This window comes from Hyphomonas sp. (genome assembly GCF_041398465.1).
GTDB lineage: Bacteria > Pseudomonadota > Alphaproteobacteria > Caulobacterales > Hyphomonadaceae > Hyphomonas.
In genome coordinates this window covers 1,164,560-1,191,419 of record NZ_JAWKUS010000001.1, presented here as the reverse complement: position 1 = coordinate 1,191,419, position 26,860 = coordinate 1,164,560, and the positions used below count along the sequence as shown (strand labels likewise).

The 26,860-nt window shown below is 61.6% G+C and carries 27 protein-coding genes; 14 read left to right on the top strand and 13 right to left on the bottom strand.

The features are described 5' to 3' along the window. Positions 1–219 precede the first annotated feature (219 nt). From R3C98_RS05970 to R3C98_RS05955, 4 genes are all read left to right on the top strand, one after another. Positions 220–753 carry a GcrA family cell cycle regulator gene (locus R3C98_RS05970; protein WP_371313199.1) on the top strand — a complete coding sequence of 178 codons (534 nt, stop codon included), beginning with the start codon at positions 220–222 and terminating at the stop codon, positions 751–753. A 112-nt stretch (positions 754–865) separates the two neighbouring features. Then, the gene (locus R3C98_RS05965; RefSeq protein ID WP_371313198.1) at positions 866–1,270 is read left to right on the top strand and encodes a Fur family transcriptional regulator; all 405 of its coding nucleotides are present in this window, start codon (positions 866–868) and stop codon (positions 1,268–1,270) included. 217 nt (positions 1,271–1,487) lie between these two features. Next, a complete protein-coding gene (locus R3C98_RS05960) occupies positions 1,488–2,261 on the top strand; it encodes a PhyR family response regulator anti-anti-sigma factor (RefSeq protein ID WP_371313197.1) in 774 nt (257 codons plus the stop codon). A gap of 51 nt (positions 2,262–2,312) precedes the next feature. Continuing rightward, positions 2,313–3,659, top strand: a complete 1,347-nt coding sequence (locus R3C98_RS05955) for an ATP-dependent RecD-like DNA helicase (protein WP_371313196.1) — start codon at positions 2,313–2,315, stop codon at positions 3,657–3,659. A 15-nt stretch (positions 3,660–3,674) separates the two neighbouring features. Here the strand turns inward: R3C98_RS05955 and R3C98_RS05950 are convergent, their stop codons facing one another. The 8 genes from R3C98_RS05950 to ubiE form a co-directional block, all read right to left on the bottom strand. Next, positions 3,675–3,869 carry a hypothetical protein gene (locus R3C98_RS05950; protein ID WP_371313195.1) on the bottom strand — a complete coding sequence of 65 codons (195 nt, stop codon included), beginning with the start codon at positions 3,867–3,869 and terminating at the stop codon, positions 3,675–3,677. 45 nt (positions 3,870–3,914) lie between these two features. Beyond that, a complete protein-coding gene (locus R3C98_RS05945) occupies positions 3,915–4,145 on the bottom strand; it encodes a hypothetical protein (RefSeq protein ID WP_371313194.1) in 231 nt (76 codons plus the stop codon). A 108-nt stretch (positions 4,146–4,253) separates the two neighbouring features. Beyond that, positions 4,254–4,709: a dUTP diphosphatase gene (dut, locus tag R3C98_RS05940; protein WP_371313336.1), complete on the bottom strand. Its 456-nt coding sequence runs from the start codon at positions 4,707–4,709 to the stop codon at positions 4,254–4,256. A gap of 51 nt (positions 4,710–4,760) precedes the next feature. After that, positions 4,761–6,005, bottom strand: a complete 1,245-nt coding sequence (coaBC, locus tag R3C98_RS05935; protein WP_371313193.1) for a bifunctional phosphopantothenoylcysteine decarboxylase/phosphopantothenate--cysteine ligase CoaBC — start codon at positions 6,003–6,005, stop codon at positions 4,761–4,763. An 85-nt stretch (positions 6,006–6,090) separates the two neighbouring features. Next, positions 6,091–6,573 carry a hypothetical protein gene (locus tag R3C98_RS05930; RefSeq protein WP_371313192.1) on the bottom strand — a complete coding sequence of 161 codons (483 nt, stop codon included), beginning with the start codon at positions 6,571–6,573 and terminating at the stop codon, positions 6,091–6,093. A gap of 66 nt (positions 6,574–6,639) precedes the next feature. Continuing rightward, positions 6,640–7,077, bottom strand: a complete 438-nt coding sequence (locus R3C98_RS05925; RefSeq protein ID WP_371313191.1) for a GFA family protein — start codon at positions 7,075–7,077, stop codon at positions 6,640–6,642. Between the two features lie 12 nt (positions 7,078–7,089). Next, positions 7,090–8,610: a 2-polyprenylphenol 6-hydroxylase gene (gene ubiB / locus R3C98_RS05920; RefSeq protein WP_371313190.1), complete on the bottom strand. Its 1,521-nt coding sequence runs from the start codon at positions 8,608–8,610 to the stop codon at positions 7,090–7,092. Between the two features lie 2 nt (positions 8,611–8,612). Then, the gene (gene ubiE, locus R3C98_RS05915; protein ID WP_371313189.1) at positions 8,613–9,416 is read right to left on the bottom strand and encodes a bifunctional demethylmenaquinone methyltransferase/2-methoxy-6-polyprenyl-1,4-benzoquinol methylase UbiE; all 804 of its coding nucleotides are present in this window, start codon (positions 9,414–9,416) and stop codon (positions 8,613–8,615) included. Between the two features lie 48 nt (positions 9,417–9,464). Here ubiE and mutM point away from each other — a divergent pair, with 48 nt between their 5' ends. Further along, the gene (gene mutM / locus R3C98_RS05910) at positions 9,465–10,310 is read left to right on the top strand and encodes a bifunctional DNA-formamidopyrimidine glycosylase/DNA-(apurinic or apyrimidinic site) lyase (protein ID WP_371313188.1); all 846 of its coding nucleotides are present in this window, start codon (positions 9,465–9,467) and stop codon (positions 10,308–10,310) included. Between the two features lie 93 nt (positions 10,311–10,403). Further along, positions 10,404–11,135, top strand: a complete 732-nt coding sequence (locus tag R3C98_RS05905) for an SDR family oxidoreductase (RefSeq protein ID WP_371313187.1) — start codon at positions 10,404–10,406, stop codon at positions 11,133–11,135. A gap of 3 nt (positions 11,136–11,138) precedes the next feature. Here R3C98_RS05905 and R3C98_RS05900 read toward each other — a convergent pair whose 3' ends face one another. The 3 genes from R3C98_RS05900 to rsfS form a co-directional block, all read right to left on the bottom strand. Further along, complete coding sequence (locus R3C98_RS05900; protein WP_371313186.1) at positions 11,139–12,446, bottom strand: TAXI family TRAP transporter solute-binding subunit; 1,308 nt, start codon at positions 12,444–12,446, stop codon at positions 11,139–11,141. A 347-nt stretch (positions 12,447–12,793) separates the two neighbouring features. Beyond that, positions 12,794–13,258: a 23S rRNA (pseudouridine(1915)-N(3))-methyltransferase RlmH gene (locus tag R3C98_RS05895; protein WP_371313185.1), complete on the bottom strand. Its 465-nt coding sequence runs from the start codon at positions 13,256–13,258 to the stop codon at positions 12,794–12,796. Between the two features lie 5 nt (positions 13,259–13,263). After that, a complete protein-coding gene (gene rsfS / locus R3C98_RS05890) occupies positions 13,264–13,599 on the bottom strand; it encodes a ribosome silencing factor (protein WP_371313184.1) in 336 nt (111 codons plus the stop codon). 256 nt (positions 13,600–13,855) lie between these two features. On the opposite strand from rsfS, the gene R3C98_RS05885 reads away from it, so the two are divergent. The 4 genes from R3C98_RS05885 to R3C98_RS05870 all read left to right on the top strand — a co-directional run bounded on the left by R3C98_RS05885 (position 13,856) and on the right by R3C98_RS05870 (position 16,492). After that, positions 13,856–14,542: a BON domain-containing protein gene (locus R3C98_RS05885; protein WP_371313183.1), complete on the top strand. Its 687-nt coding sequence runs from the start codon at positions 13,856–13,858 to the stop codon at positions 14,540–14,542. Positions 14,543–14,582: 40 nt separating this feature from the next. After that, positions 14,583–15,533 carry a glutathione synthase gene (gene gshB, locus R3C98_RS05880; protein WP_371313182.1) on the top strand — a complete coding sequence of 317 codons (951 nt, stop codon included), beginning with the start codon at positions 14,583–14,585 and terminating at the stop codon, positions 15,531–15,533. Positions 15,534–15,561: 28 nt separating this feature from the next. Continuing rightward, positions 15,562–15,909, top strand: a complete 348-nt coding sequence (locus R3C98_RS05875; protein ID WP_371313181.1) for a hypothetical protein — start codon at positions 15,562–15,564, stop codon at positions 15,907–15,909. 178 nt (positions 15,910–16,087) lie between these two features. Continuing rightward, entirely contained in the window at positions 16,088–16,492 is a 405-nt protein-coding gene (locus tag R3C98_RS05870) for a helix-turn-helix domain-containing protein (protein WP_371313180.1), read from the top strand. A 2-nt stretch (positions 16,493–16,494) separates the two neighbouring features. Here the strand turns inward: R3C98_RS05870 and mutS are convergent, their stop codons facing one another. Beyond that, complete coding sequence (gene mutS, locus R3C98_RS05865; RefSeq protein ID WP_371313179.1) at positions 16,495–19,203, bottom strand: DNA mismatch repair protein MutS; 2,709 nt, start codon at positions 19,201–19,203, stop codon at positions 16,495–16,497. Positions 19,204–19,369: 166 nt separating this feature from the next. On the opposite strand from mutS, the gene R3C98_RS05860 reads away from it, so the two are divergent. The 4 genes from R3C98_RS05860 to R3C98_RS05845 all read left to right on the top strand — a co-directional run bounded on the left by R3C98_RS05860 (position 19,370) and on the right by R3C98_RS05845 (position 25,386). Continuing rightward, positions 19,370–21,643, top strand: coding sequence for an NADP-dependent malic enzyme (locus R3C98_RS05860; RefSeq protein ID WP_371313178.1), 2,274 nt, complete (start codon positions 19,370–19,372; stop codon positions 21,641–21,643). 107 nt (positions 21,644–21,750) lie between these two features. After that, entirely contained in the window at positions 21,751–23,181 is a 1,431-nt protein-coding gene (locus tag R3C98_RS05855) for an aldehyde dehydrogenase family protein (protein WP_371313177.1), read from the top strand. Positions 23,182–23,384: 203 nt separating this feature from the next. Further along, a complete protein-coding gene (locus R3C98_RS05850) occupies positions 23,385–23,963 on the top strand; it encodes a hypothetical protein (protein WP_371313176.1) in 579 nt (192 codons plus the stop codon). A 163-nt stretch (positions 23,964–24,126) separates the two neighbouring features. Further along, on the top strand, positions 24,127–25,386 hold the full coding sequence (locus R3C98_RS05845) for a multidrug effflux MFS transporter (protein WP_371313175.1): 1,260 nt from the start codon (positions 24,127–24,129) through the stop codon (positions 25,384–25,386). Here R3C98_RS05845 and rimK read toward each other — a convergent pair. Continuing rightward, on the bottom strand, positions 25,373–26,791 hold the full coding sequence (gene rimK, locus R3C98_RS05840) for a 30S ribosomal protein S6--L-glutamate ligase (protein ID WP_371313174.1): 1,419 nt from the start codon (positions 26,789–26,791) through the stop codon (positions 25,373–25,375). The genes R3C98_RS05845 and rimK overlap by 14 nt on opposite strands. Positions 26,792–26,860 lie beyond the last annotated feature (69 nt).

The window sequence follows — 26,860 nt, the reverse complement described above, 5'->3', positions numbered from 1 at the left end:
CAGCCATCAGAGTCTTCCGGCGAGCGGAATTCCACAGGCGCCGGCTTTTTAACCACAATATGTAGAAAGCCTGTGGAAAGGCCGTCCCGCATGTTGTGTTTCGTTTCGCCTTGGATACGATATATAGGTGCTGAGCGGGGTGGCGCGTAACTGCCATCTCAACATATAGGGGCTGACGGACCTGGGTTTAGGGTCTGTACCAAGCAGGAAGGTGAATACATGTCCTGGACTGACGAACGCGTGAGTGCGCTGAAGAAACTCTGGGCTGAGGGCCATTCGGCCTCCCAGATCGCAAAGCAACTGGGTGGCGTGACCCGCAATGCCGTTATCGGCAAGGTGCACCGCCTCGGCCTGTCAGGCCGCGCAACACCTTCCCGGCCGGTCAAGCGCCCGCCGCGCCTGGCCCGTCCGAAGCCCCGCGTGCTGCCAGACGGTTCGGTCAAGGTGCCAGCCCCGCAGGTGCCGGAACGGCCCGCAGAAGCGCCGCGTACGGCGATCGAACGCCATGAGCCGCTGGCTCCTTTGCCGCCACTGACCATGGCCGATGGCGAACCCGCAACGATCCTGACGCTCCGCGACTCCATGTGCAAATGGCCGATCGGCGACCCGGCAGATCCGAAATTCGCATTCTGCGGCCGCAAGGCCGACTGCGGCCCGTACTGCGCCGAACATGCGAAAGTTGCCTTCCAGCCCGCACGCAAACGGGACTCAAAAAGGGGCGAATACGATTACGTCCGCCGCATCGCAGGCTGATCAGCCCCCGGCCGCGACGGCGAACGGAAAGCCCCCGGATGATTTCCGGGGGCTTTTTTTCGTGCTGCGCCGCCGTCTTGCAGGAAAGCGGCCCGGGACCTAATTTGAGGCCATGCCCGAATTCAATGCCGCCTCTTACCTGGAAAAGCTGGGCCTGCGCGCCACGCGCCCGCGGCAGGCGATTGCGCATATCCTGTTTGCCGATGGGCAGAACCGACATGTCACGGCGGAATGGCTCGCCGAGGAAGTGAGCCAGCACGGCGAGCCCGTCGCATTGGCGACAATCTACAACACGCTGCACAGACTGGCTGACGCAGGCGCCCTGCACATCGTGCGCGGCGCGGGTCAGGACAATATCGTGTTCGACACCTACACCCGGCCCCATCATCATTTTCTCGATGAACGGACCGGAGAGCTGACGGATATTCCTGACGGTCAGCTTGCACTTGAATCCCTGCCGGCCGCCCCCGACGGGCGGACGATTGCCGGCTACGATATCGTCATCCGTATCCGCTGACCTGTTTAAATCTTGGCGGGCCACTCTCCCGGCTTTGCGCTTCAGGAATGAACAAGTGATCAGCACCGGGAACCGTGCTACGAATACGGTGTTCGCAGTGCCTGAGCCTGCTGCACAAGCAACAGACCCAACACTACGATAGTATTGAGTATATTTTACGCGACCACATCCCTATGTAGTATGTGATTCTCGGTTGAAATAGTTCGGGGGAACTTCATTGCTGGCTGATCTGATTTCGGGCGAGTTGCCGTATTTGCGTCGTTACGCCCGGGCCCTTCTGGGGACCCGCAGCGCTGGCGATGCTGCGGTCGAGACCATGCTCGAAACCAAAATGCTCATCATGCTGGGCCAGGGAAAGACTGTTGCGCAACGCAAGGACCTGTTCCGGGCGCTGGATGAAACGATCACGGAAGAGCTGTCGAAGGGCAAGCTCAATCAGGAAGTCGCCAAGATCCTGCGAACCATGACGAACGATGAGCGCCGTGCCGTGATGCTGACAGCTGTCGAAGGCTTCAGCGTTTTCGAAACCGCCGAGATCCTGGGCACATCCACAAGTTTCGTTGAGGAAGCCCTGACCAATGCGGAAACCTCCCTGCAGTCAGCCCTCGCCACGACCGTGCTTGTCATCGAAGACGAGATCCTCATCGCCGAAATGCTGGCCGGTATCGTGCTCGAAGCCGGCCACTCCGTGCTGGGCATCGCCACGACCCACAAGCAAGCTGTGGACCTCGCCGCATCGGGCAAATTCGGCCTGATCCTTGCGGATATCGCGCTGGCGGATGGCTCCTCTGGCGCAGAGGCTGTCGCGGAGATCCAGGCCAGCCTGCCACGGCCGGTACCGGTGATCTTCATCACCGCCTTCCCGAAACGGCTGCTGACCGGAGAATCTTCCGAACCGACCTTCCTGATCCCGAAGCCCTTCCTGCCCCGGCAGGTGCGCGCCATGGTCGAACAGGCTGTCATGGCGGCCTATCTGGAAGAACCGCATTAGCGGCGCGCTGCAGGCCTCGCCTTCCCCGGCAAAGACCGCTAAGCCCGGAACATGGCTGGCCCCGCAAATGACACTCCGGACAATATCTATGCGGCACCGGCCCGTTGGGTGGCGAGCGGTGCAGGCGCACAGGGAAACCTGTTCCTGACGGGCAGAGCCGGCACCGGCAAAACAACGATGCTTCGAAAATTCCTCGCTCAGGCTGGCGACAGCGCCATCGTGCTGGCACCGACGGGCGTGGCCGCTATGAATGCCGGCGGGCAGACCATCCACTCCTTCTTCAAATTCCCGCCACGCCTGATTGAGCCGGCCGATATCAGACGCCTGCGCTCCACCCGCCTCATCAAGGCAATCGACACAATGATCATCGACGAGATTTCGATGGTCCGGTCCGACATGCTGGACGCGATCGACAAATCCCTGAAACTGAACCGGGCCTCCAAGCGGCCCTTCGGCGGGGTACGGATGATCCTGTCCGGCGATCTGCATCAGCTGCCACCGGTCGTCTCGGGCCAGGAGGCACCGATCCTGAAGGAGCGTCATGGCGGGCAGTATTTCTTCAATTGCGACGCCTTCCGGGAAGCAGAGTTTGCGCTGCTGGCCCTGAAACATGTGTTCCGCCAGGAAGACCCGCGTTTCCTGGCGCTACTCGGCGCGCTACGCACCGGCCGTGTGACTCCGGCGGATGAAGCGACCCTGCAGGGGCTTGTATCTCATCGGTCAGCAGCAGATGCCTCCGAAACCCATGTCGTCCTGACACCGAACAATGCGAACGCCTTCCGTATCAACCAGGCACGTCTCGAAGGCCTGCCCGGCAAGCCGCACCCTTTCTACGCCGATGTGCAGGGGCAGTTCGACGAGAAAGCGTATCCGACAGAAGCGGAGCTGGAACTGAAGGAAGGCGCGCGGGTCATGCTGATCCGCAATGACCCCGAAGGCCGCTGGGTCAATGGGTCTCTCGCGGTGGTCGCGGGGTTCACCAGCAAGAGCGTGATCGTCGATATCGACGGGCATGCCTATGAAATCGAGCCCGCAGCCTGGGAAAAATACCGCTACGAGCTGGACCCTGAAACCAAGAAGGTGAAACGCGAAGTGGTCGGCACGTTCAAGCAGATGCCGCTACGGCTCGCTTACGCCGTGACCATTCACAAGGCTCAGGGCCTGACACTCGACAAAGTCTATATCGATTTCGACCATGGCATGTTCGCACATGGACAGACTTATGTTGCCTTCTCGCGTGCCCGCACACTGGAAGGGCTGGAAATCAGCCGGCCGCTTCGCCCGCGCGACCTTGTCTTTGATCGCGAGGCGTTTGCGTTCGGCAAGCTTGATACGATTGAGGACACGGACGCCTATCTGCTGGCCAAATTTGCCAAGGACGACAGCGTGCTGATCTGATCGCACGCGGCGGGGTCAGAGCCCGTCGAACTTCCGGCGCAGGTCACGGTCCTGATCCAGCACAACCCGTTCCAATGCGTCGACACGGTCGCGAAGCTTCGAGATTTCCTCGTCTTTCTGGCTCGCCGCATTCGTGCGCTCCGGCCCGCGAACCAGGGTGGCGAGGATCAGCAACAGGAGGAAGACCACAAAAGGATACAGCAACGGCATTATCTTATCTCCTGTTCAATGGGTGGATGGATAGCGAAGGCTGGCTCATGCGAGCCGGGAAATCTCCTCGCTGAGGTGCTTGTCACCATCGGTGACGATTTTTTCGAGGACGCGGACGCGCTCCTTGAGGCGTGCGACTTCCTGAGTCATCCGGTCAAAATCGGCATCGGACGCTCGCTCATTGGCCCGCATTTGCTTGAAGCGCATGTGGTCGCGCCAGGCTTTCGTCCCGAAAACAATCGCCACAATGACGACAACCATCTGAAACGGATCCATAAACCCCGTCCTCCCAATTCATATCGACAAACGATATATGGTGATCCCTGAACACCTGTTCAAGGAAATTCGCATGAAATCGGAAAAACGGGAAGGATGGGCGCGATACTAGCGCCCCGTGGAGCCGAAGCCCCCTGCCCCGCGCTCTGTCTCGTCGAGACTGTCGACCGCTTGCCAGGCAAGGCGGGTGACCGGGGCCAGTACCAGCTGGGCAATACGCTCGCCGCGCTGGATTGTGAAAGCGTCCTGACCGAGATTGACAAGGATCACCTTGATCTCGCCGCGGTAATCACTGTCGATTGTGCCGGGCGTGTTGAGGCAGGTCAGGCCATGTTTGGCAGCGAGTCCGGAACGCGGACGCACCTGGATCTCGTAGCCCTGCGGGATCGCCACACTGAGACCCGTCGGCACCATGGCCCGCTCGCCCGGCGCCAGAACCATGGGCTCACCTTCCGGCACAGCGGCGCGCACATCCATTCCGGCCGAACCGACGGTTTCATAGGCAGGCAGCTGGAGCCCTTCGAAATGCGGGAGCGGCAGGACCGCGACATTAACCTCGTTCATGCCCGCAGCGGTGCGGGAGTCGCGGGGCCAAGTCAAGCGGCCAGCGGCGGCCTATTCGGCTGCCAGCCTCACATCGTCATCTGTGCCATCGAGCGCTTCAGCGATCTTCTGCGCGAGGCGGCGGGCGACCTCGTCCTTGCCCATGCGGGGCCAGCGGTCGATGCCGTCGCGGGTGACGAGCGCAATCTCGTTTTCGGTGCCGCCCATGACATCGCCGGAGACGTCATTGGCGACGATCCAGTCACAGCCCTTGCGCTTCAGCTTGGCAGCGGCGTGGTCTTCCACGTCATTGGTTTCGGCAGCAAAACCGACGACCAGCGCCGGGCGGTGTTTGCGCTTGTTCGAGATGGTGCGGAGGATGTCGGGGTTCTCGGCGAGTTCCATGGACGGCGTCGCACTTCCGGCACCCTTGATCTTCAGCTTCTTTGTCGCGGCGCGCGCCGGGCGCCAGTCAGCCACGGCGGCGACGGAGACGAACACGTCTGCCGGTAAAGCGTCCTCGACAGCCTTCAGCATCTGCCGGGCCGTCTCGACCTTTACCAGGTCCACGCCGCGCGGCGGGTCGATCGCAACGGGGCCGGAGACCAGCGTCACGCGCGCACCCTCAGCGGCGAGCGCCCCGGCGATGGCATAGCCCTGACGGCCGGAAGAATGGTTTGACAGGAAGCGGACCGGATCGAGCGGTTCCCGCGTCGGCCCGGCGGTGACGACGCAATGCGTCCCATCCAGCAGGCCGCTGCCCTTCCCCAGTGTCTGGCCTGAAAGCTGGCGTTCGATCTCCGCGACGATGACCGGTACTTCCGGCAGTCTGCCGGGGCCGAACTCGCCGCAGGCCATCGCGCCTTCGTCGGGTTCCATCACGGAGACACCATCGGCGCGCAGCTGGGCAACATTGCGCACGGTCGCTGCGTGCTGCCACATGCGGACATTCATGGCGGGGACCATCAGCACAGGCGTGTCGGTGGCCAGCAGCGTGGTGGAGGCGAGGTCGTTGGCGTGCCCGTGCACAGCCTTCGCCATCAGGTCCGCCGTAGCGGGGCAGACAACGACCAGGTCGGCCGAGCGCGAGAGCTGGATATGACCCATCTCGGCCTCGTCATCGAGGTCGAAGAGTTCGGTGAAGACTTTTTCGCCCGACAAGGCGGAGACAGACAACGGCGTCACGAATTCCTGGCCGGCTCTGGTCACGATGCAGCGGCAGGCAATGCCGCGCCGGCCAAGCTCACGGATCAGCTCAAGGCTCTTATAGGCAGCGATGCCGCCGCCAATGATCAGCAGGATACTTTTGTCGCTCATTGGTCCCGGGTCGTCATTACGGGTTTGTCTTAACCCAGAATCCTTGCGCGACCGCCATGAAATTCGCGTGAAAACGCAGTGTGCGTTAAGGATTTACGCGGATCGTCGGCGGACGCACGGGCATTTCCTCTGGCCGCTCCGCCAGGTCGATGCCGTATGCGGTATAGGTCGCGCGCGGGCTCGCCCCGACGCGGATCAGCTTCATCTGGCTGCGCCGACCACTCGGCGCCTTCGCTTTCACCAGCCGCCGCACACCCGGTTGCACCAAGGAAACCCGGCTGCCGCGGAAGACGCGAACACCGGATGTTGCCGAGAGGCCTTTTGCGGCGCGAATGTCCACAAACACCATGGAACTTGAGCGGTTTCCGCCTGCTGGAGAGCCGCTCAGCTTCGGCTCGGCACGGGATGACGAGACACGTTTTGGCGGCGTTTGCCGGACCTTTGCCAACTGCGCTTCTGCCTCGGGGGTGCGCTGTCCGGACCCGGCGATCTGTGCGGCGACGGGCGAGGCCAGCAAGACGCCCAGTAGTGCGGAGGCAATGAAGCCCTTCATGGCAGGTCCTTTCATCGGGAGCTGCCACCAGTCTAGGGCGATGCTTAAGGCGCGTTAACACTTTACTCCATCAAGGAGAGTTCACGTCTGGTTGGACGTCATATTCGCGAGAAATTCGCTCACCGCTGGCGTGTCGCCCGTGCGCTCTCCCGGCACGTCTTCACAAAACGACACGAAAGGCACTTTCGACTCGAGGCCATACTGGTGCTGGATCGGCGCATCTTCCGGATGGTCGAGGCTGCCAATGGTCACATACTGGCGCGCTTCCGGCAGGTTGTAGGTGAAGCCGAGCGGCGTGCTGCAGGCCTTGCAGAAAGCCCGCTTTGCGAGGTTCGAGCTCTGGAATTCTTCAGGCGGCGTGGCGGTCCAGCGGATCTTGTCCTTAGGCGCACCCACCAGCACGGCGAACAGGCCGCCGGTCGCCTTCTGGCACATGCGGCAATGACAGGCATGCGCATATTCCAGCACATCCATCTCGTAGCGTACGCGCCCGCACTGGCAACCGCCCGTATGCGCCATGAACAGGTCCTCCTATTTGGAGGCCCACACTGCCAGACCTGCCAGCGCCACGACAAGCCCGAACCAGCCCCACCAGGGCGCAAACGGCTTTTTCGGCGGCGGCGGCGCCTCTTCCAGTTCATGTTCCATGAAGGCTTCGAACCGGTCCATGACTTCCGGCAGACGCTTCAGACGGTTCGTCACCTCACGGACATTGTCCGACACAAGCTTCGCCGCGCCTTGCGGGCCGAAACTGCGGCGGATCCAGCTCTCGACGACCGGCTCGGAAGCGTTCCAGATATTGTGTGCCGGGTCGATGGCGCGTGCGACACCTTCCACCTGCACCATCGTTTTCTGCAGCAGGACGAGTTCCGGGCGCAGGGCCATGCCGAATGTGTGCGTATAATCGAACAACTGGAGCAGAACCCGGCCCATCGAGACTTCCTCGGCCGGCTTGCCATGGATCGGCTCGCCGATGGTGCGCAGCGCCTGGGCGAACTCGCCAACCGATTGAGAGGCAGGCACATAGCCCGCCTCGAAATGCACTTCTGCAACACGGACATAATCGCGCTTCAGGAAGCCCCAGAGGATCTCCGCCAGAAAGCGTCTTTCCGTCATGCCGATCCGGCCAATGATGCCAAAATCGATGAGGGCAATCTTTCCATCCGGTGTCAGGATCAGATTGCCTTCATGCATGTCGGCATGGAAGACACCGTGCTCAATGGCATTGGTCAGGAAGCCGCGAGTGATGTCATTCGCGAGCGCCTTGCGGTCAATGCCCGGCTGGTCCAGCGCGGTCGGATCGGTCAGGGATTTGCCGTCGATCCAGTCGATGGTCAGCACACGGCGGCCTGTCCGGTCCCAGTCCACCTTCGGCACATGGAAATAGCCGTTCTTCTCGCTGAGCGCGCGCATCTCATCCGCCCCGCCTGCTTCGAGGCGAAGGTCGGTCTCGCGCATCATGGCGGTGGCGATGGTTTCGGTGAAAGCGACCGGCTTCAGGCGCCGGCTTTCAGCCGAGACGCCCTCAATGGTCCGGGCCGCCCGCTTCATGGCCGACAATTCTTTCGACAGCCGCTCTTCGATCTTCGGACGCAGGATCTTCACGGCCCGTGCACCGTCCGGCAGGTCCATCCGGTGCACCTGCGCCAGCGACGCCGCTGCAACCGGCTCGGAAAGATCGGCAAACAGACGATCTGCTTCCGCCTTGCCAAACTCGGCAACCAGTGCGGCGCGGGCCGCTTTCATGGAGAAAGGCGGCAGCTTGTCTTTCAGGTGATCGAGGTCGGATGTCACTTCGGTGCCGAACACGTCCGGCCGCGTGGCGAGGAACTGGCCGAGCTTGATATAGGCCGGCCCCAGCCCTTCGAGCGCACGAGCCAGGCGCTGACCCGGGCGTCCGCGCGCGCCGCCAGTGACCAGGCGCAACGTGCCGCCAGCTATCCGCGCCGCCATGGGCAGGCGGGACTGATAATCCGCCGGCAGGATGACGTCATGGCGTGCCAGCGCGATGCCAGCGCGCATCAATCGCCTGTAGTCTCCGATCAGCCCCATCGTCAGACGGCCCAGCCAAAGTGCAGGGCCGCGATGCCGCCCGAATAATTCGTGATGGAGACGTTCGAGAACCCCGCCTCTTCAATCTCGGCCCGGAAGGTTTCCTGATCAGGAAACTTCCGGATCGATTCCACAAGGTACTGGTAGCTTTCCTTGTCGCCGGCAACGAGGCTGCCCAGCTGCGGGATCACGTTGAAACTGTATTTGTCATATGCCGCCTGAAGGGCGGGCGCCGTCATGTGACTGAACTCCAGCACAGCGAGCCGGCCGCCCGGCTTCAGCACGCGGCGGAATTCCTTGAGGCCTGCTACCCGGTCCGCGAAGTTGCGGATGCCGAACGACACGGTGACCACGTCGAAACTGTTGTCGGCCCAGGGCAGGTTCTGGCCGTCGGCGCAGACCCAGTCCAGCCGGCCTTCCCATTTCGCATTGTCCGCGCGTGCCTTGCCGGCTTCCAACATGGCATCATTGATGTCCGACACGATGGCGGTGGCCGGTTTGTCGATGCCGCGCCGCTTGCCCGCCTTGTCGGCAAGTTCCAGGAACGCCCGCGCCAGTTCGCCGGTGCCGCCCGCCACGTCCAGGTGACGCTCGCCCGGCTGCGGGTTCACGCGGTTCATCGCATCATGCTTCCACAGGCGGTGCACGCCAGCGGACATGAGGTCGTTCATCAGGTCGTAGCGCGACGCGACCGAGCGGAACACGGTTTTGACGCGCGCCACCTTTTCGCTCTCGGTCACCTCTTCGAAACCGAAGGAGACTTTGCGCTCCCCGTTCGGGCGCTCTGTTTCTGGTTCTGCAGACATGCGCGCCACCATAGTTACCCCGTTCGCCCTAGGCTATATGCCATAACCATGCCTGAATTACCCGAAGTCGAGACAGTTCGCCGCGGCCTCGCCCCCGTTATGGAGGGGCGCACGATCGTGTCGTTGACGCAGAACCGGGCGGACCTGCGCTTCCCCTTCCCCGAACGCTTCGCGGAGCGGGTTTCGGGACAGAAAATCCTTCGCCTCGGACGGCGGGCCAAATTCCTGACGGTGGAGCTCTCGTCCGGCGAGGTGCTGGTGATGCATCTCGGCATGACGGGGCGCTTCACGGTGAGTGGTCATGCGACAGCACACTACAAGCACGATACAGGTACCGATCCGGTCCATGATCATGTGGTTATAGTCTTAGATAGTCATGACATAGTCACCTATAATGACCCCCGACGGTTTGGCTTCATGGAGCTCTGGCCTGCGGAACAGTTTCAGGCTTATCCACGGTTAATGGCCATGGGGCCGGAGCCGCTGAGCAACCATTTCTCCGCCGCCTATCTGGACACCGCCCTGAAAGGCAAGAAGGCCCCGATCAAGGCCGCGCTGCTGGACCAGTCGGTCATTGCGGGCCTTGGAAACATCTATGTCTGTGAGGCACTCTGGCGGGCGAAAATCTCGCCGAAACGGTTGTCGCAAACCATCCCCGGCCAGCGTGCCGCGCGGCTCGCCCCGGCCATAAATGACGTGATCGCCGAGGCCATCGAGGCAGGCGGCTCTTCGATCTCGGACTTTGCCAATGCCAGCGGGGAGCTAGGCTATTTCCAGCACCGTTTCGCCGTCTATGACCGCGAGGGTGAGCCCTGCCCGGCCTGCGGCACCACGATCAAACGCCTTGTCCAATCAGGGCGTTCGACCTTCTACTGTCCCTCCTGCCAGCGCTAGTCGCTCGGGTTTAGCCAGGCTGAAAAGTGAGTTCCCTTTACAAACTCACTTTGATCGGCGAGCGTCCTCAAAACACTGGCGGAGGCTTTCGATATGGCGAACGGTGCAGCTCTGATCATAGGCGCAGGCGACGCGACCGGCGGGGCGATTGCCAAGGCCTTTGCGCGCGACGGCCTGACGGCATGCGTCACGCGCCGCCCGCGCAATTTGTCAGACCTTGATGCGCTGGTCGGGTCGATTGAGGCAGAGGGCGGCAAAGCGCGCGCCTTCGGCGTCGATGCCCGCAGCGAAGAGGAAACCATCGCGCTGTTCGATCAGGTGGAAAAGGAAGTCGGCCCGATCGAGGCCTGTGTTTTCAATATCGGCGCAAATGTCCGCTTTCCGGTCACCGACACGACCAGCCGCGTCTACCAGAAGGTCTGGGAAATGGCGACATTCGCAGGCTTTCTCGCCGGGCGCGAAGCTGCGCGCGTGATGAGCCCGCGCGGGCACGGCACGATCATCTTCACCGGCGCGACGGCCGCGACGCGCGGCGGCGCCGGCTTCTCTGCCTTTGCCGGTGCCAAGCACGCGCTCCGGGCCCTCGCCCAGTCCATGGCGCGAGAGCTCGGCCCGAAGGGCATCCATGTGGCGCACGTTGTCATCGACGGTGCGATCGATTCCGCCTTCATCCGGGATAATCTGCCGGACGCGGCCGAACGGCGCGGGCGGGACGGGCTATTGATCCCCGATGAGATCGCAAAGAATTATGTCTGGCTGCACAACCAGCACCGCTCGGCCTGGACACACGAACTGGACCTGCGCCCCTGGTGTGAGAGCTGGTAAGCCCTAGACGCCCACAAGAGGCGCCGAAACGGCGCCTTTCTGGTTCATCACCAGCTGTTTGACGAACTCCACATGGCTGCGCAGGCGGTAGAGGTCGTCGGTATAGGACAGCGGCACTTCCACGGCGCCGATCTCTTCCTGAAGGTCTTGCAATTCCTTGACGATCTGCGCCCGCTCCTCAGGTGCCGGCGAGGCCCGGCCGCGGGCTTCCAGCTCGCGGATGTCCTTGTACCAGACATAGATTTTCCGCCGCACGCGCCAGCGATAAATCGGCGGCGCTGCGCGCACCAGCGGGAAGAGAAGCGTTAGCAGCGGAATCGCCAGGACCCAGGCGCGATCCAGGAAGTTCGCGACATCGAACGAAAAATACCGCCGCAGGAAAGATGGGCCGTCCTTGTAATACCGGCGGGCCTGACGCGAGACGGGCAAGTCTGTCGCGTCAGGGTCCGGCCAGCTGCCCGCAGCCGATAGCAAGGAGCCATCCCCGTGAATGGCCATCGCGGAATCGATCAGAAGCGCCTCGATCGCCGGGTGCACGTCCTTACGGATGGCAAGCTGGGCGACGGGGGCAACCAAAGGAACATCCGAAGCCGGAATGTCGGCACCGATGTCGACAACGCCGCGCAACAACGTAACGGCCGTCAGCGCATCCTGCCGCCGGGCAAGCGCAGGCGCGCGCTCGAATGGCAGCAGTACCACCGCCGGATCGCGCAGCATGTCCTGTACATAGGGCGCCTCAACGGACGCCGCGAACGCCACCGCATCCACCTCACCGGCGCGCAGCGCATCTGCCGCATCGCTGCCGGACTGGGTCATCTGGGCGCTGGCGGGCCAGGTGCCGCCGAACTCGGACTGCAGGGCCAGCGCAAGCGACCGCGTGCCGGATCCGTCCGGCCCGATGGCAAACCGGTAACCGCGCAGGTCTCCGAAGGCGTTGATGCCGTTGCCAGCACGTACAAACACCCAGAAAGGTTCCGGGAACAGGCCGCCCAGCGAATGCAGCGCCTCGCGGTCCTGTCTTGAGGCAAGCCCGCCCTGGACCAACGCGACATCCACATCGCCATCGTCCAGCAGCCGCAGGTTTTCGATCGAACCGGCTGTATCGACGAGATCGATCTCCACCCCCTGCTCCTGCAACAGGCGCTGATACCGTTCGGCAAATGCGTGATAGGCGCCGCCGGGCGAACCTGCCGCAAAGCGGATCTTTTTCGGTGGTGCCGGGTCCATCAGCATCAAGGCCGCAATCAGGCCAATCGCGGCGACCGCAATCAGCGGCCAGTACACTTTCAGGAAATCCCGCCAACCAGACACTGCTTCGTCTCCCGCACCGGCTACATGGTTGATTCTGGTCTAGGCCGGGATCCGGGCGGGATCAACAAGATGAACGTGGTGTCATGGCTGGCCCGCAAATTGCCTTATTCAAGCCGCGCATGGAACCCATTCCGTTTGGAAAGTGTTCACCATAGAGAGACGCCCCCATATCGGGCTCAACACGGAAACCGGCCAGAAGGATGCCAACGATGAACGCCCAGACCGCCATTTCAAGATGGGTCACGCTCGCGACATTTGCGGCGCTGGCGGGCGCGCTGATCGTGATGGCATTCGCCCCGCAGCCTTCGCTCTACGCAGGCTGAATCGCTCCCGAAGAACGGATCACGTCAAGCCTTGTGATAGGGTGTGCCGGCGAGGATCGACATCGCCCGGTATACCTGCTCAGCCAGCATCGCCCGGACGAAACGGTGCGGCCAAGTCTGCGGACCGAAAGCCAGCGTGTCAGGGGCTGCCTTGCGTACAGCATCACCGTACCCCTCTGCCCCGCCAATCAGGAAAACCAGGTCCGGCGTGCCCTGATCCCGCCACGCGGCGAGTTTGCCCGCAAAATCGGCCGAGCCCATGGCCGGGCCGAACTCATCGAGGCGCAATACGCGCGCACCTGCAGGAATTTTCTCAAGAATACGGTCGGCTTCAGCATCCAGCCCACCTCCGCTGGCGACTTCCACCTCCTCGATGCCACGAAAACCGAGACCACGCGCCACCGGGCGCGCACGCTTGACATATTCGTCGACGAGATCACGTTCAGGGCCGGACTTCATCTTGCCGACCACCAGAAAAATCAGGCGCATGGCGCCTAGTGGGCCTTGTCGCGCATGTGCGCAGAATCGGAGGCCCAGATTTTTTCCAGATTGTAGAATTCCCGGACTTCGGGCCTGAACAGGTGGACGATCACATCCCCTGTGTCGATCAGAACCCAGTCTGCATTCGGCATGCCTTCGACGCTCGCCGGGCGGCCGGTGAGCTTCTTCGCTTCCTGTGAAATGTGATCAGCAAGCGCAGCGACGTGACGACCGGAACGGCCGGACGCGATGATCATGAAATCGGCAAGCGAGGATTTGCCCTGAAGGTCGATGAAGAGGAGATCCTCAGCCTTGTCGTCTTCAAGGGACTTTGCGAGAGACTCGGCCACGGCGCGGATATCTTCGACGGTGGCCTGCTTTGCGGCGTGGAGCCGCGGAGCGCTGGAAGTCAGGGTTTTCGTTCCTTCTGGTTGCTGATCTTCACATATTATCATGATGGACGCTTCACAACCAGAAGAAACCCGTATTGTCTGTCACCGGTGCGACTGCTGCAGCTCCCGGGCTGCAACCGGTCATTTTGCCAGAATTTCGCCCTATCGCGCGTATAGAAGCCGCTACCGTCGTTCGAACGTTCCGGAGTTGCCTATGAAATCCCCCATCCCCGCCTTCGTCCTGTCCATGACACTGGTGTTGCCGCTGGGAGGATGCGTGGTTGCCGCGGTCGGGACTGCAGGTGCCGTCGGGATCACGGCGGTGCAGGACAAAACGATGGGACAGGCGCTGGATGACGCAAACGTGTCAAACCAGATCAAGGCGAAACTTCTGTCGGAGAACACAGAAAAATTCTCAGAAGTGGATGTTGAGGTCGCCAACGGCCTCGTCCTGCTGAGCGGACGGGTGAATTTCCCGGAAGACCGGGTCAAGGCGGAGGGCATTGCCTGGAGCGCCGCCCTGACGAAGGATGTGGCGAACGAGATCAAGATTGAACCGCCCGGCGGGTTCATTGCCAATGTTTCCGACGAAGTCATCACGGGCCGCGTCCGGGCCCGGCTGATCGGCTCCAAAACGGTGAAAAGTGTCAACTTCAACATCGAGACCTATGACGGCATCGTGTACCTCATGGGAACGGCCCGTACCGCCAAAGAGCTGAAAAAGGCCGCTGAAGAGGCAAGCGTCGTTTCCGGCGTGAAACAGGTCGTTTCCTATGTCCGTCTGCTCGAACCGGAAGTCCGCGACCCCGAACCGGAACTGCAGGGCCAGCCCACCTCTTACCAAAACGTCCCCGATACCTCATATGGGTCAGACGCCGAGCTGATCGGCGCAAGTTACTGACGGGACGCCCTGCCCGCGTTCCTGCAACCGGGAGCGCCCCATGAATCTTCGCGTCGCGATCCAGATGGATCCGCTTGAGCACGTCAAAATCGACGGCGATACCACTTTTGCCCTTGCCGAAACGGCACAGGCCCGCGGCATGGAGATCTTCGTCTACGGCCCGCAGGACATGAGCCTCGAAGGCATGCGCGTGACCGCACGGGTACGTCCGGCAAAGGTCCAGCGGGTTCCCGGCGCACCCGGTATTTTCGGCGAAGCGATAACACTGGATCTCGCAAAAGACGTCGACGTCGTCCTGATGCGCCAGGACCCGCCCTTCGATCTTTCCTACATCACGGCCTGCCACATGCTGGAACTCATCTCCGGCGAGACGCTGGTGCTGAACGATCCGGCCGGCGTGCGGTCCAGCCCGGAAAAGATCCTGCCACTCATGTTCCCGGACCTGATGCCCCCAACCCTGGTCAGCCGGGACCCGGCCGCCATCGAGGACTTCCGCGATCGCTACAAGGATATCATCGTCAAGCCGATCTACGGTCATGGCGGTGCCGGCGTATTCCGGTTGAAGGAAGACGATTCCAATCTCGACTCTCTACTGGAGCTGTTCTTCTCGAAATCCCGCGAGCCCGTCATGGTGCAGGCCTTCCTGCCGGCAGTCAGCGAAGGCGACAAACGAATCATGCTGGTCGATGGCAAGGCCGTCGGCGCGCTCAACCGGCGCCCGAAAACCGGTCAGGTCCGCTCAAACCTTGTGGTCGGCGGAACGGCGGAAAAATCCGATCTCAGCGATGCCGACAAACGTATTTGCGACGCGATCGGCCCGGAACTGCGCAAGCGCGGGCTGGTCCTGACGGGCATCGATGTGATCGGCGGACGCCTGACCGAGATCAATGTCACGTCACCAACCGGCGTTCAGGCGATCAAGAAACTCAGCGGCATTGATATCCCTGCCATTTTCTGGGACTCTGTGCAGGAGAGGCTTGCAGGGCGCTAGTCTCAGGGACAAGATCAGGGGCATGAACATGAAACTTATGACCGTCCTCGCCGTTGCCTCAGTCGCTTTTGCCGGCGTCGCTTGTTCGGAGTCGAATGCGAAAACCGCTTCAGAAACCACCGATCAGGTAGCGGTTCAGGAACCTTCCGGCACGCTGAACCTTTCTCTTCCTGGATCGGTCGATGAAACATCTGTTCCAGGCGGCACCCTGAACCTGAACCTCGGTGGCGCATCCGATCAGCCGCGACTGATCGGATCTGACCAACTTGGCTCGGTGGATTTCAACAAGGATGTGCCCGCCCCCATTTTCATAGGCGAGGAAGATGAGCCTGCAGCGGATGAGGATGACGATATCATCCGCCTCGATCCCAACTGATCGCATTCCCAGGCTTTCGACAAAATTCCCGGATGAAGCCGCAGGTCACGCCTGCGGCTTTCCATTTCTGATACAAGTATTCCATTTATGGCGCCCTATTTTTGCACGCCTAGGTTGTCAGTGGCCCGGTGTTTGCATACCAATTCGATTGCCGGACACAGAATCAGGAAGCCCAGAAATGCCCAACTTGGCCAATCCGAACGGCCACGAGGCGCGAAAACCAACCGATGCAGACCGCTTCGTGGGCCAGAAAGTGCGACAGGCAAGACGGGAACTTGGCCTGACACAGGAGAGTTTGTCTTCCTTGCTGGGGGTCACTTTCCAGCAGATCCAGAAATATGAATCCGGTCAGAGCCGCCTCTCCGCCGGACGCCTGCGGGATGTGGCCATCGCGCTGAACAAGCCAATCGACTTCTTCTATGAGCCATTCGTCATCGAACTGCCCGCGTCCCAGAAAGCCGAGCGGGACCTGAAAATTCTGGGCCTGCGCCGTGATGGCAAACGGCTGATAGACCGGATCGAGGACGACCGGTCCCTTCAGGCGGCGATCCATATTCTCGAAGCGCTTGAGAAATCGAACTGAGCTCAGTCCGTTTCCCGGGCTTCATCCTTCAGCCTGTAGATCAGGTCCAGCGCTTCCCGCGGTGTCAGGGAGTCCGGATCGACCGTGTCCAGCAAAGCAGCAACCCGCTCGCCTGCCCCGGACAAGACGGGTGCTTCCGCATCTTCTTCGACGGTCAGGGGAGCCGACGCAAACAGGGGCAGGGTTTCCGCCGATGAAGGATCGGTTTCGAGACGCTTCAGAATCTGGGCTGCCCGGGCGACGGCCTTTTTCGGCAGGCCAGCCAGCCGCGCGACCTGTACGCCATAGGATCGGTCTGCAGGCCCTGGCTGCACTTCATGCAGAAAGACGAGGTCGTTCTTCCATTCCCTCGCCCGCAGCGATGCGTTCGCCGCGCCCGGCAGGTCGTCTGCAAGATTGGTCAGCTCATGATAGTGCGTCGCGAACAGCGCCCGGCAACCATTTGCCGAGTGGAGATGTTCAACCGCAGCCCAGGCAATGGCGAGACCGTCCCAGGTCGATGTGCCCCGGCCGACTTCGTCGAGGATCACAAAACTGCGCCTGGTCGCCTGGGTCAGGATGGCCGCGGTTTCGACCATCTCGACCATGAAGGTCGAGCGTCCGCGTGCAAGGTCGTCAGACGCTCCGACGCGCGAAAACACGCGGTCTGCCAGACCGACCCGAATGCTGCGCGCCGGAACGAAAAGTCCGGCCTGGGCCAGAATGACCGCAAGCGCGGATTGGCGCAGATACGTCGACTTACCCGCCATGTTCGGTCCGGTCACAAGCAGGAGACGTGGCGCTTCCGCACCATTCGCATCGAGCGTCAGGGCATTCGCGGTAAAGCCCTGTCCTTCCTTTTTGAGCGCGGCCTCAACCACCGGATGGCGCAGGGCATCTGCTTCGAAAATGGGCGCATCTTCAATCCGTGGACGGACAGCATCAGCTTCAAGAGCCCAAGTTGCCGTGGCCGCTGCAACATCGAGGCTGGCAATCGCCCCGGCGCTTGCGGACAAGTCAGCGCTTGCGGTGGATACCCGCGCGGACAATTCATCAAAGATCGCCAGTTCCCGCGCCTTGGCCTCTTCTTCCGCACGCGAGATGCGTCCCGCGAGATCGGCCAGTTCACTGGTCGAGAAGCGGACATTACCGGCAAGCGTCTGGCGGTGAATGAAAGTCTCGGACCAGGGCGGCGTCATCAGCGTGTCGCCATGCTTTGCCGGCACATCGACAAAGTAGCCGAGTACGTTGTTGAATTTGACCTTCAATGCAGCAATGCTGGTTTCGCTGGCATAGCGCGCCTGCATCTCCGCAATAATCTTCCGGCTGTCGTCCCTGAGCGCCCGGACATCGTCCAGCGCCTTGTCCCATCCTGCCGCGACGAACCCGCCATCGCGGGCCAGCGTTGGCGGGCTTTCCTTGATGGCGCGCGCCGTGTCCCCGGCGAGTTCCGCAAGTCCGCTCTGCTCCGAAAGATCAAGCTGTTCGCAGGCGCGCGCCAGCTGCTCGGGCAAAGTGCCAGTCTGATTCAACAGACCCGCACAATCGCTGGCAGCCTGCAACGCATTGGCAATGGCGAGCAGGTCCCTCGGCCCGCCCCTGCCGAGATTGAGGCGCGTCCGCGCACGCTCCAGATCGGGCGCCTGCCGCAACCGCGCACGAACATCTTCCAAAGTAGATGTGTCGTCCTCGAACCATGCCGCCGCGTCGAGGCGCGCCTCGATCTCCGCCCTGTCCAGAGAAGGCCGCGCGAGCCGTGCTGCCAGCAGGCGCGCGCCGGGGGCAGTGACCGTCCGGTCGACGGTGCCGAGCAGCGAGCCGTCCCGGCCACCATTCATGGCGCGGTCGATCTCGAGGCTCGCCCGCGTCGCCGGATCAATTGAGAGATGCCCGGAAGGGTCCGGCCGCCTTGGCGGGTCCAGCCGGATTTCGCTGCCAGCCTGCGTCAGCTTCACATAGTCCAGCAGCAATCCGATGGCGGAAAGCTCGGTACGGCTGAAATCTCCAAGCGCATCGATGGCAGCGATGTCGAAGGCTTCCTTCAACAGCGCCTCTCCGGTCTTGTGCGTCGCCGCACGCGCGGGCCGCCACGTGACCGGTGCCGAAGAAGCTGCGGTGGCCGAGATGATCGGTGGCTTGCCGCTGTCAGCATCTGCGGCCAGCAATTCCGACAAGGGCCAGGCCATCAGCATGTCGGCGAGCGCAGCCGGTTCGACCGCCGCGACGTCGAAGGTGCCGGTCGACACGTCGCAGACGGCGATGGCCCCTTCGCTGCCCCCTGCCCCCAAAGCGATGGCGGCCAGCGCCTGCCCCTGACGGGCGGGCAGCAGCGCCTCCTCCGTCAGGGTGCCAGGCGTGACGATCCGTACAATTTCCCGGTTCACGATCGCTTTTGTGCCGCGCTTCTTTGCTTCGGCCGGGCTTTCTGTCTGTTCGCACACGGCGACCCGGCATCCGGCCTTGATCAAACGGGCAAGATAGCCTTCCGCCGCGTGATAAGGCACACCGGCCATCGGAATGGGCTTTCCTTCATGTTCCCCGCGCGAGGTGAGCGTGATGTCGAGGATCCGCGCAGCCTCGACAGCGTCGTCGAAGAACAGTTCGTAGAAATCACCCATGCGAAAGAACAAAAGCGCATCGGGCTGTTGCGCTTTTATGGAAAGATATTGCGCCATGAACGGGGTCGGCGCGGAAGTCTTGCTCGCAGGAGAGGAGGTTGCAGTGTCAGCCATGTCGCGCGGACGCTAGCCGTTTGCCGGGGGATTCGCAAAGCATCTGGCCAGCCATACTGAAATGGCATGCTTTTCGGTCATTTAGGCAGTTGGCAGTCCCTTCGGCGCGGCCTAGGGTCCGGCGCCAAACGAGAACCAAAACAGACCGCAGAACAGACCCCAAGTCATGACGTCCAAGCGCCCAAGCTTCACCGATCAGGAAGCCCTCGATTTCCATTCCAAACCAACCGCCGGCAAGATCTCCATGGCGCCGACCAAGCCCATGGGTACCCAGCGGGATCTGTCGCTGGCGTACAGCCCGGGCGTCGCTGTGCCTGTCCTCGCCATCGCGGAAGATGAGGACAAGGCCTACGACTATACGTCCAAGGGCAACATGGTCGCCGTGATCTCGAACGGCACTGCCATTCTCGGCCTGGGCGACCTGGGCCCCATGGCTTCCAAGCCGGTGATGGAAGGCAAGTCCGTCCTGTTCAAGCGCTTCGCCGATATCGACAGTATCGATATCGAAGTGAACACAAAGGACGCGGAAGATTTCATCCGTACTGTTCGCAATATCGGGGATACCTGGGGCGGCATCAACCTGGAAGACATCGGGTCTCCGGACTGTTTCATCATCGAAAGCAAGCTTCGGGAAGAGCTCGACATTCCGGTCTTCCATGACGACCAGCATGGTACCGCCATCATCGCGGCAGCTGGCCTGATCAATGCCTGCCACATCACCGGACGTGACCTGAAAGATGTGAAAGTGGCTGTCTCCGGCGCGGGCGCTGCCGGTCTTTCCTGTGCCGGTCTGATCCGTCACCTCGGCGTGAAGGCGGAAAACATCCTGATGTGCGACTCCAAGGGCGTCGTTTATGAAGGCCGCACTGAGCGAATGGACCAGTTCAAATCCGCCTTCGCCGTCAAGACCGCCAAACGGACCCTGACCGAAGCAATGGAAGGCGCCGACGTATTCCTCGGCCTGTCCGCCAAGGGGGCAGTGACGCAGGACATGGTCAAGGCGATGGCGCCGAACCCGATCATCTTCGCCATGGCCAATCCGGACCCGGAAATTACTCCGGAAGAAATCAAGGCGGTGCGCGATGATGCCATCATCGCAACCGGGCGGTCCGACTATCCGAACCAGGTCAACAACGTCCTCGGCTTTCCATACATCTTCCGCGGCGCTCTTGATGTGCGGGCGCGCAGCATCAATGAAGAGATGAAGGTGGCGGCAGCGTACGCGCTGGCAGAACTCGCCCGTGAGGACGTGCCGGATGAAGTGGCGGCGGCCTATCACGGATCGCGCCCCTCCTTCGGGCGGGACTACATTATCCCGACCCCGTTTGACCCGCGTCTTATCTCTCATGTCCCGCCTTTTGTGGCGCAGGCCGCCATGGACACAGGCGTCGCCCGCAAACCCATCGCGGACATGGATGCTTATCGCGCCCAGCTGAAACGCCGGTCGGATCCTGCAGCCGCCTTTCTTGAAGGCGTGCAAGCCCGCTGCAAGGAAGTCCAGCGCCGGATCGTGTTTGCGGAAGGTGAAGAACCAGCAGTCGTTCGCGCGGCATACAGCTTCAAGAACCAGGGCCTTGGCCATCCGATCCTGATCGGCCGCGAAGCCCAAGTTGAGCAGACGATGGAAATGATGGGTGTTCCGGCCGGTTCGCTGGAAATCATCAATGCCCGCCTTTCGGACAACAATCCGGTCTACACGGACATGCTGTATGCCCGCGTTCAGCGCGAGGGCTACCTCAAGCGGGACGTCCAACGCCTCGTCAACAACGACCGCAACATTTTCGGCTCCTGCATGCTGAAGAATGGCGATGCCGACGGCATGGTCACTGGCGTTACCCGCAACTATGACGTTGCCCTGAAAGACGCCCAGATGGTGCTGGACCCGATTCCGGGTCAGGCTGTCATCGGCATGTCGATGGTGATCAACCGCGGCAAGACCGTTTTCATCGCGGACACCAGCGTCACCGAACTGCCTGGCGGGCCGGAACTTGCCGACATCGCCATCGAAGCGGCGCGCGCCGTTCATTCGGTCGGCTTTATCCCGCGTGTCGCCTTCCTGTCCTATTCCACATTCGGCAACCCGATGGGTGAACGGGGTGAGAAAGTCCGTGAGGCTGTCGCCATTCTCGACAAGATGGATGGCATCGATTTCGAGTATGAGGGTGACATGTCAGCGGATGTCGCGCTGAACCCGAACCACTGGATGCTGTACCCATTCTCGCGCCTCAGCGGTCCGGCCAATGTTCTCGTGATGCCAGCCATCCACGCCGCATCGATTTCGACCAAGCTCCTGGAATCGATGAGCCGCGCCACTGTGATCGGTCCGATGCTGCTGGGCCTGGAAAAGCCGGTGCAGATCGCTTCATTGGGCGCGACCGTCGGCGATATCGTGAACCTCGCGACCATCGCCGCCTATGATGTGGACAATGTTCACGGCTGATGGCCGGTGACAAAGTGGACATATCGTCGGGTAAGGACTCGCGGCTCGCGGGCCCTGCCCCTATACTTAATTGTAGTCTGACACCTTTGGAGGGAGGCCCGAGCGGCATGAAAGAGTATCTGAAATTCTACATCAACGGTGAATGGGTCGATCCCGTGACACCGAAGACGCTCGAAGTCGAGAACCCGGCCACTGAAGAGAACTTCGCCGTGATCTCGCTGGGCTCACAGGCAGACGTCGACAAGGCTGTGGCCGCCGCCAAGGCAGCTTTCCCGGCCTTCTCACAGACGACCGTGGAATACCGCGCCGAGCTGCTCGACAAGATCGCAGCTGGCATTCAGGCTCGTCTGCCGGAACTGGCTGAAGCCGTATCAACGGAAATGGGCGCCCCGATGTGGCTGGCCAATGCCGCCCAGGTTCCGTCCGGGATGGGCCACTTCGCAACGACTGCTGCGATCCTGCGGAACTACAAATGGGAAGAAGTGAAGGGCACGACCCTTCTTCGCAAAGAGCCGATCGGCGTTTGCGGTTTCATCACGCCTTGGAACTGGCCGATCAACCAGATCGCCTGCAAAGTGGCCCCGGCCATCGCTGCAGGTTGCACCATGGTTCTGAAGCCGTCTGAAATCGCCCCGATCGATGCCATGATCCTGACCGAGATCATGCACGAGGCTGGCGTGCCGAAAGGCGTGTTCAACCTCGTCAACGGCGACGGTCCGGGCGTCGGCGCTTCGCTCTCCGCGCACCCGGATGTGGACATGATGTCCTTCACCGGCTCCACCCGCGCTGGCGTGCTTGTGGCGCAGGCTGCAGCCCCGACCGTGAAACGCGTTGCGCAGGAACTCGGCGGCAAGAGCCCGAACATCGTCCTGCCGAGCGCAGACCTGCAAAAGGCCGTTGCTGGCGGCGTCATCCAGATGATGACCAATTCCGGCCAGTCCTGTAACGCCCCGTCCCGCATGTTCGTGCAGAAGGACCAGCAGGACCAGGCAATCGCGATTGCCAAGGCCGCTGCGGAATCCGTGAAGGTCATGATGCCGGCAGAGGCAACGCCGGGCGCCATCGGTCCGATCTCGAACGGCAACCAGTACCAGAAGGTGCAGGACCTGATCGAAACCGGCATCAAGGAAGGCGCAACCCTCGTCGCTGGCGGCCCGGGCCGTCCGGAAGGCTTCAACAAGGGTTACTTCGCCCGCCCGACCGTTTTCGCGAACGTCACCAATGACATGACGATCGCCCGCGAGGAAATCTTCGGACCGGTGCTGTGCATCCTGCCTTATGAAGACGTGGAAGACGCCATCGCCATGGCGAACGATACGGTCTACGGCCTCGCCGGCTATGTTCAGGGTCCTGAGGATGAAGCGAACAAGGTCGCCAACCGCATTCGTGCCGGCCAGATCCAGGTCAACGGCGCGCGTCCGGACTTCACGGCACCGTTCGGCGGCTATGGCCAGTCGGGCAATGGCCGCGAATGGGGCGAGGAAGGCTTTGAGGAATTCCTCGAGGTCAAGGCGGTGATCGGCTACAAGGCAGCTTGATCCAGCCAACACGCTATTTGATTGAAGGGCGGCCTCCGGGCCGCCCTTTTTCTATTCACAAAAATCTGGGCGTACCGACGAAACGGAAAACATAACAATATCGTCATCCTCTCAGCTGCTGGCTGCGACATGGTTCAACTGGCATTCAGCTTCAACGATCCATATATTATGTTCAAATTACTGTGCGCCGGAGGTACTCCCAGATGCGGAAACTTGTTCTCCCTGCTGCAATTGCAGCGCTCGCCCTGCTCGGCGCCTGCGCGACAGCGACGCCATACCAGGCCGCTATGGACTCCTCCAGCCGGGGCTATTCGGAACAGCAAATCGAAAACAATCGCTTCCGCGTCCAGTTTGCCGGCAACAGCCTGACGGACCGCAAGACGGTCGAAACCTACCTGCTCTACCGCGCCGCGGAACTGACCAAACTGAACGGCTATGATCATTTCCGGGTCGTGCATCGCGACACGGATGCCGAGAGCCGCCTCGTGCCCAGGGGTGGCGGCCCTTACAGCCCGTTCTACGATCACTTCTATCTAGACTATTACTATTTCGGTGGACGCTCTGCCTATTATCGCAGGCCCTATTATGCGGATCCGTTCTGGCCACGCTGGGGCTATTACGACCCTTATTGGGGACCGGCAGAATACAGGGAGTCGACGCGCTATATCGCTTCGGCTGAGATCCTGATGGGCAAAGGCCCCAAACCAGACGATGCGGCCTACTTTGACGCCGACCAGGTTATCATGAACCTGTCCGGCAATATTGTACGCCCCGAATCCTGACCGGGTTCCGCATTCCTCGTTAAAAGCATGGCCACAGGCCTGCCGCCCATCAAAGCGGTCAGGTGTCCCGTGTGACAGTTTTCTGCCCACAGCTCTGGTAATGATGGTCTGACGGGTCCAGATAGCCTTTCCCAGAAACTTACCGGCTCGAAAGGCGCACGCGGTGCCCGATTCTGAAACAAAGGCACCGACGCCCGAGACGCTGCCCGGCCGAAAGGTTCCGGGACAGATGGAAATGGTGGTGATGGTTGCGGGCCTGATGGCCCTGAACGCGCTGGCCATTGATATTATGCTGCCCGCCCTGAATGAGATCGCTCATGCTGTCGGGCTCACCGCAGAAGGCGTCGAGAGCGATAACCGCCAGCAGCTGATCATCTTCTCCTACATCCTCGGATTTGGCGCCCCGCAAATCCTTTGGGGGCCGATCACCGACAGGTTCGGGCGGCGCGGCCCGCTCTTTGTCAGCCTCATCGGCTACATCGTCATGGCATCGCTGTGCATCACGCTGCGGGAATTCCACGCGCTGCTGGCCGCGCGATTTGTGCAAGGTGTGTTCTCGTCCGGTGCCCGGCTGGTGGCGGTCTCCATCGTACGCGACCTGTTTGCCGGGCGGCAGATGGCCCGGTTCATGTCGCTGGTCATGACCATCTTCATGATCATCCCGATTATCGCCCCGGCGGTTGGGCAGGCCATCCTGCTGGTGGCCCCATGGGAATGGATCTTCGGAGCGCTGGTGGTTTTCGGAATTGGCATGCTCGGCTGGACCTGGGCGCGGTTGCCGGAAACCCTGCCGGCAGAAAACCGTCGTCCGCTCAACCTCGGCAATGCACTTGGCGCCTATGGGCAGGTGATCCGCACGCCGGTCACTTTCGGCTATATGTGCGCCTCCGGCATTGTTTTCGGCGCCCTCTTTTCATTCATCGCGACGTCGGAACAGGTTTTCCGGGAAGTCTTCGGCCGCGGTCAGGACTTTGTTCTCTGGTTCTCGGGGATCGCTGGCATGTTGGCCGTGGCCAATTTTGCCAATTCACGGCTCGTCGAGAAGATCGGCATGCGGCGCATAAGCCATTCGGCCCTGTTCCTGTTCACAGGCCTGTCTGCCTTGTCGGCAATGATCACCTTTTTCTTGGGCGAGAACCTTTTGTGGTTCTATCCGCTGTTCATCCTGACATTCGCCTGCTTCGGCTTGCTTGGATCGAATTTTTCGGCACTTGCCATGGAACCGCTGGGCTCGATCGCCGGAACGGCATCGGCTGCTTATGGATTTGCAACAACAACCGTCTCCAGCCTGATCGGCATGCTGATCGGCAGCCAATACAACGGGTCCACGATCCCGCTCATGCTGGGCTTTGTCTGCCTTGGCCTCTCTTCCCTCACGATCATCCTGATCACCGAGAAGGGGAAGCTGTTCAGTTCACGTTGATCCGGCGATTGCTGCGCGTCACATGCTCACGGTCGCTGGAAAGGGGCCGAACCTGACGCTCCAAATGCTCAATGATCTTGCCAGCAATATCCTTGCCGGTGGAATTCTCGATGCCTTCGAGACCCGGCGAGGAATTGACCTCCAGCACTTTGGGCCCCTCTTTCGTCTGCAACAGGTCTACCCCCGCCACGTTCAGCCCCAGAACTTTCGCGGCGGCGCGGGCCGTTTCCCGTTCCTCCGCTGTCAGACGAATGCTGGAGGCCGTGCCGCCGCGGTGAAGGTTGGAGCGAAACTCCCCCTTCTGCGCTTGCCGCTTCATCGCGCCGACCACTTTGTTGCCGATCACGAAGGCGCGCACGTCCGCACCGGCGGCCTCCTCCACGAATTCCTGCACAAGGAAATCGGCATCGAGCCCGCGGAAGGCATCGACCAGGCTTTCGGCCGCCTTGCGCGTCTCGGCCAGTACAACACCGCGCCCCTGCGTCGAGGTCAGAAGCTTCAGCACCACCGGCGCCCCATCGACGAGACCGATCAGGTCTTTCGTATCCTTCGGGCTGTGCGCAAAGGCGGTCACCGGCATGGCGATCTTCGCCCGCGCCAGAAGCTGCTGTGCCAGCAGCTTGTCGCGTGACCGGCCAATGGCTCCGGCCCCGTTCAGGCAGACGGCACCCGTATTCGAAAACTGACGCAGTACGGCCATGCCATAGTCTGTGATCCTGGCGCCAATACGCGGGATCACGGCGTCGTATCGCGGCAGCGCCTTGCCGTCATAATGGACCTGCGGGTCCAGCGTGCCGATCTGCATGTAGCAGCGGGCTGTGTCGATCGTCTCGATGACGTGCCCCCGCTCCCGCGCCGCCTCGACCAATCGCCGGCTGGAATAATTGTTCGGTTCCCGCGTCAGCAGCGCAATCCGGAGTGGGCGCTTCACGGGCTTCTTCTTGGGCAGACCCTTGTACAGATTGTAGGAGAGCTCTGGCATGCGGAAGGATTCGTTCGGGTCGACCACCATGTCAGGCTGCATGGCGCCGCGCCCGAACAGCATGCGGTACATCATGTTTTCGCGGTTGGTCAGCGTCAGCTGGATCGGCCAGCGCCGCTCGCCCATCTGCACTTCGGTCTGGATCACGTAGCGCAGCTCGGTTTCGCCATTGGAACTCGTCACCTCACGCCGGTCGACCACGGCAGCGGAGCAGGTCACTTCCAGGGCCGGATCGTTCGGGTCGGGCTGGATCAGGAAGCGCACCTGCGGGTTCGTCACCGGGCCGAACGGTTCGATCACGCTGGCATGCAGCGCGGACGTCTTTGCGCCCGTATCGATCTTCGCCTTGATCGCAGGAAGGCCCAAGTCTGGCAGCGCCAGCCATTCTTCCCAGCCGAGTTCGAACGGGTTGGAGTGGGGCATGGTCCGTGTGCCTCTGTCAGAATTTTCCGCCGCTTATGCCTGCCCGCAGACAAGCACAAGCGGCAAGAA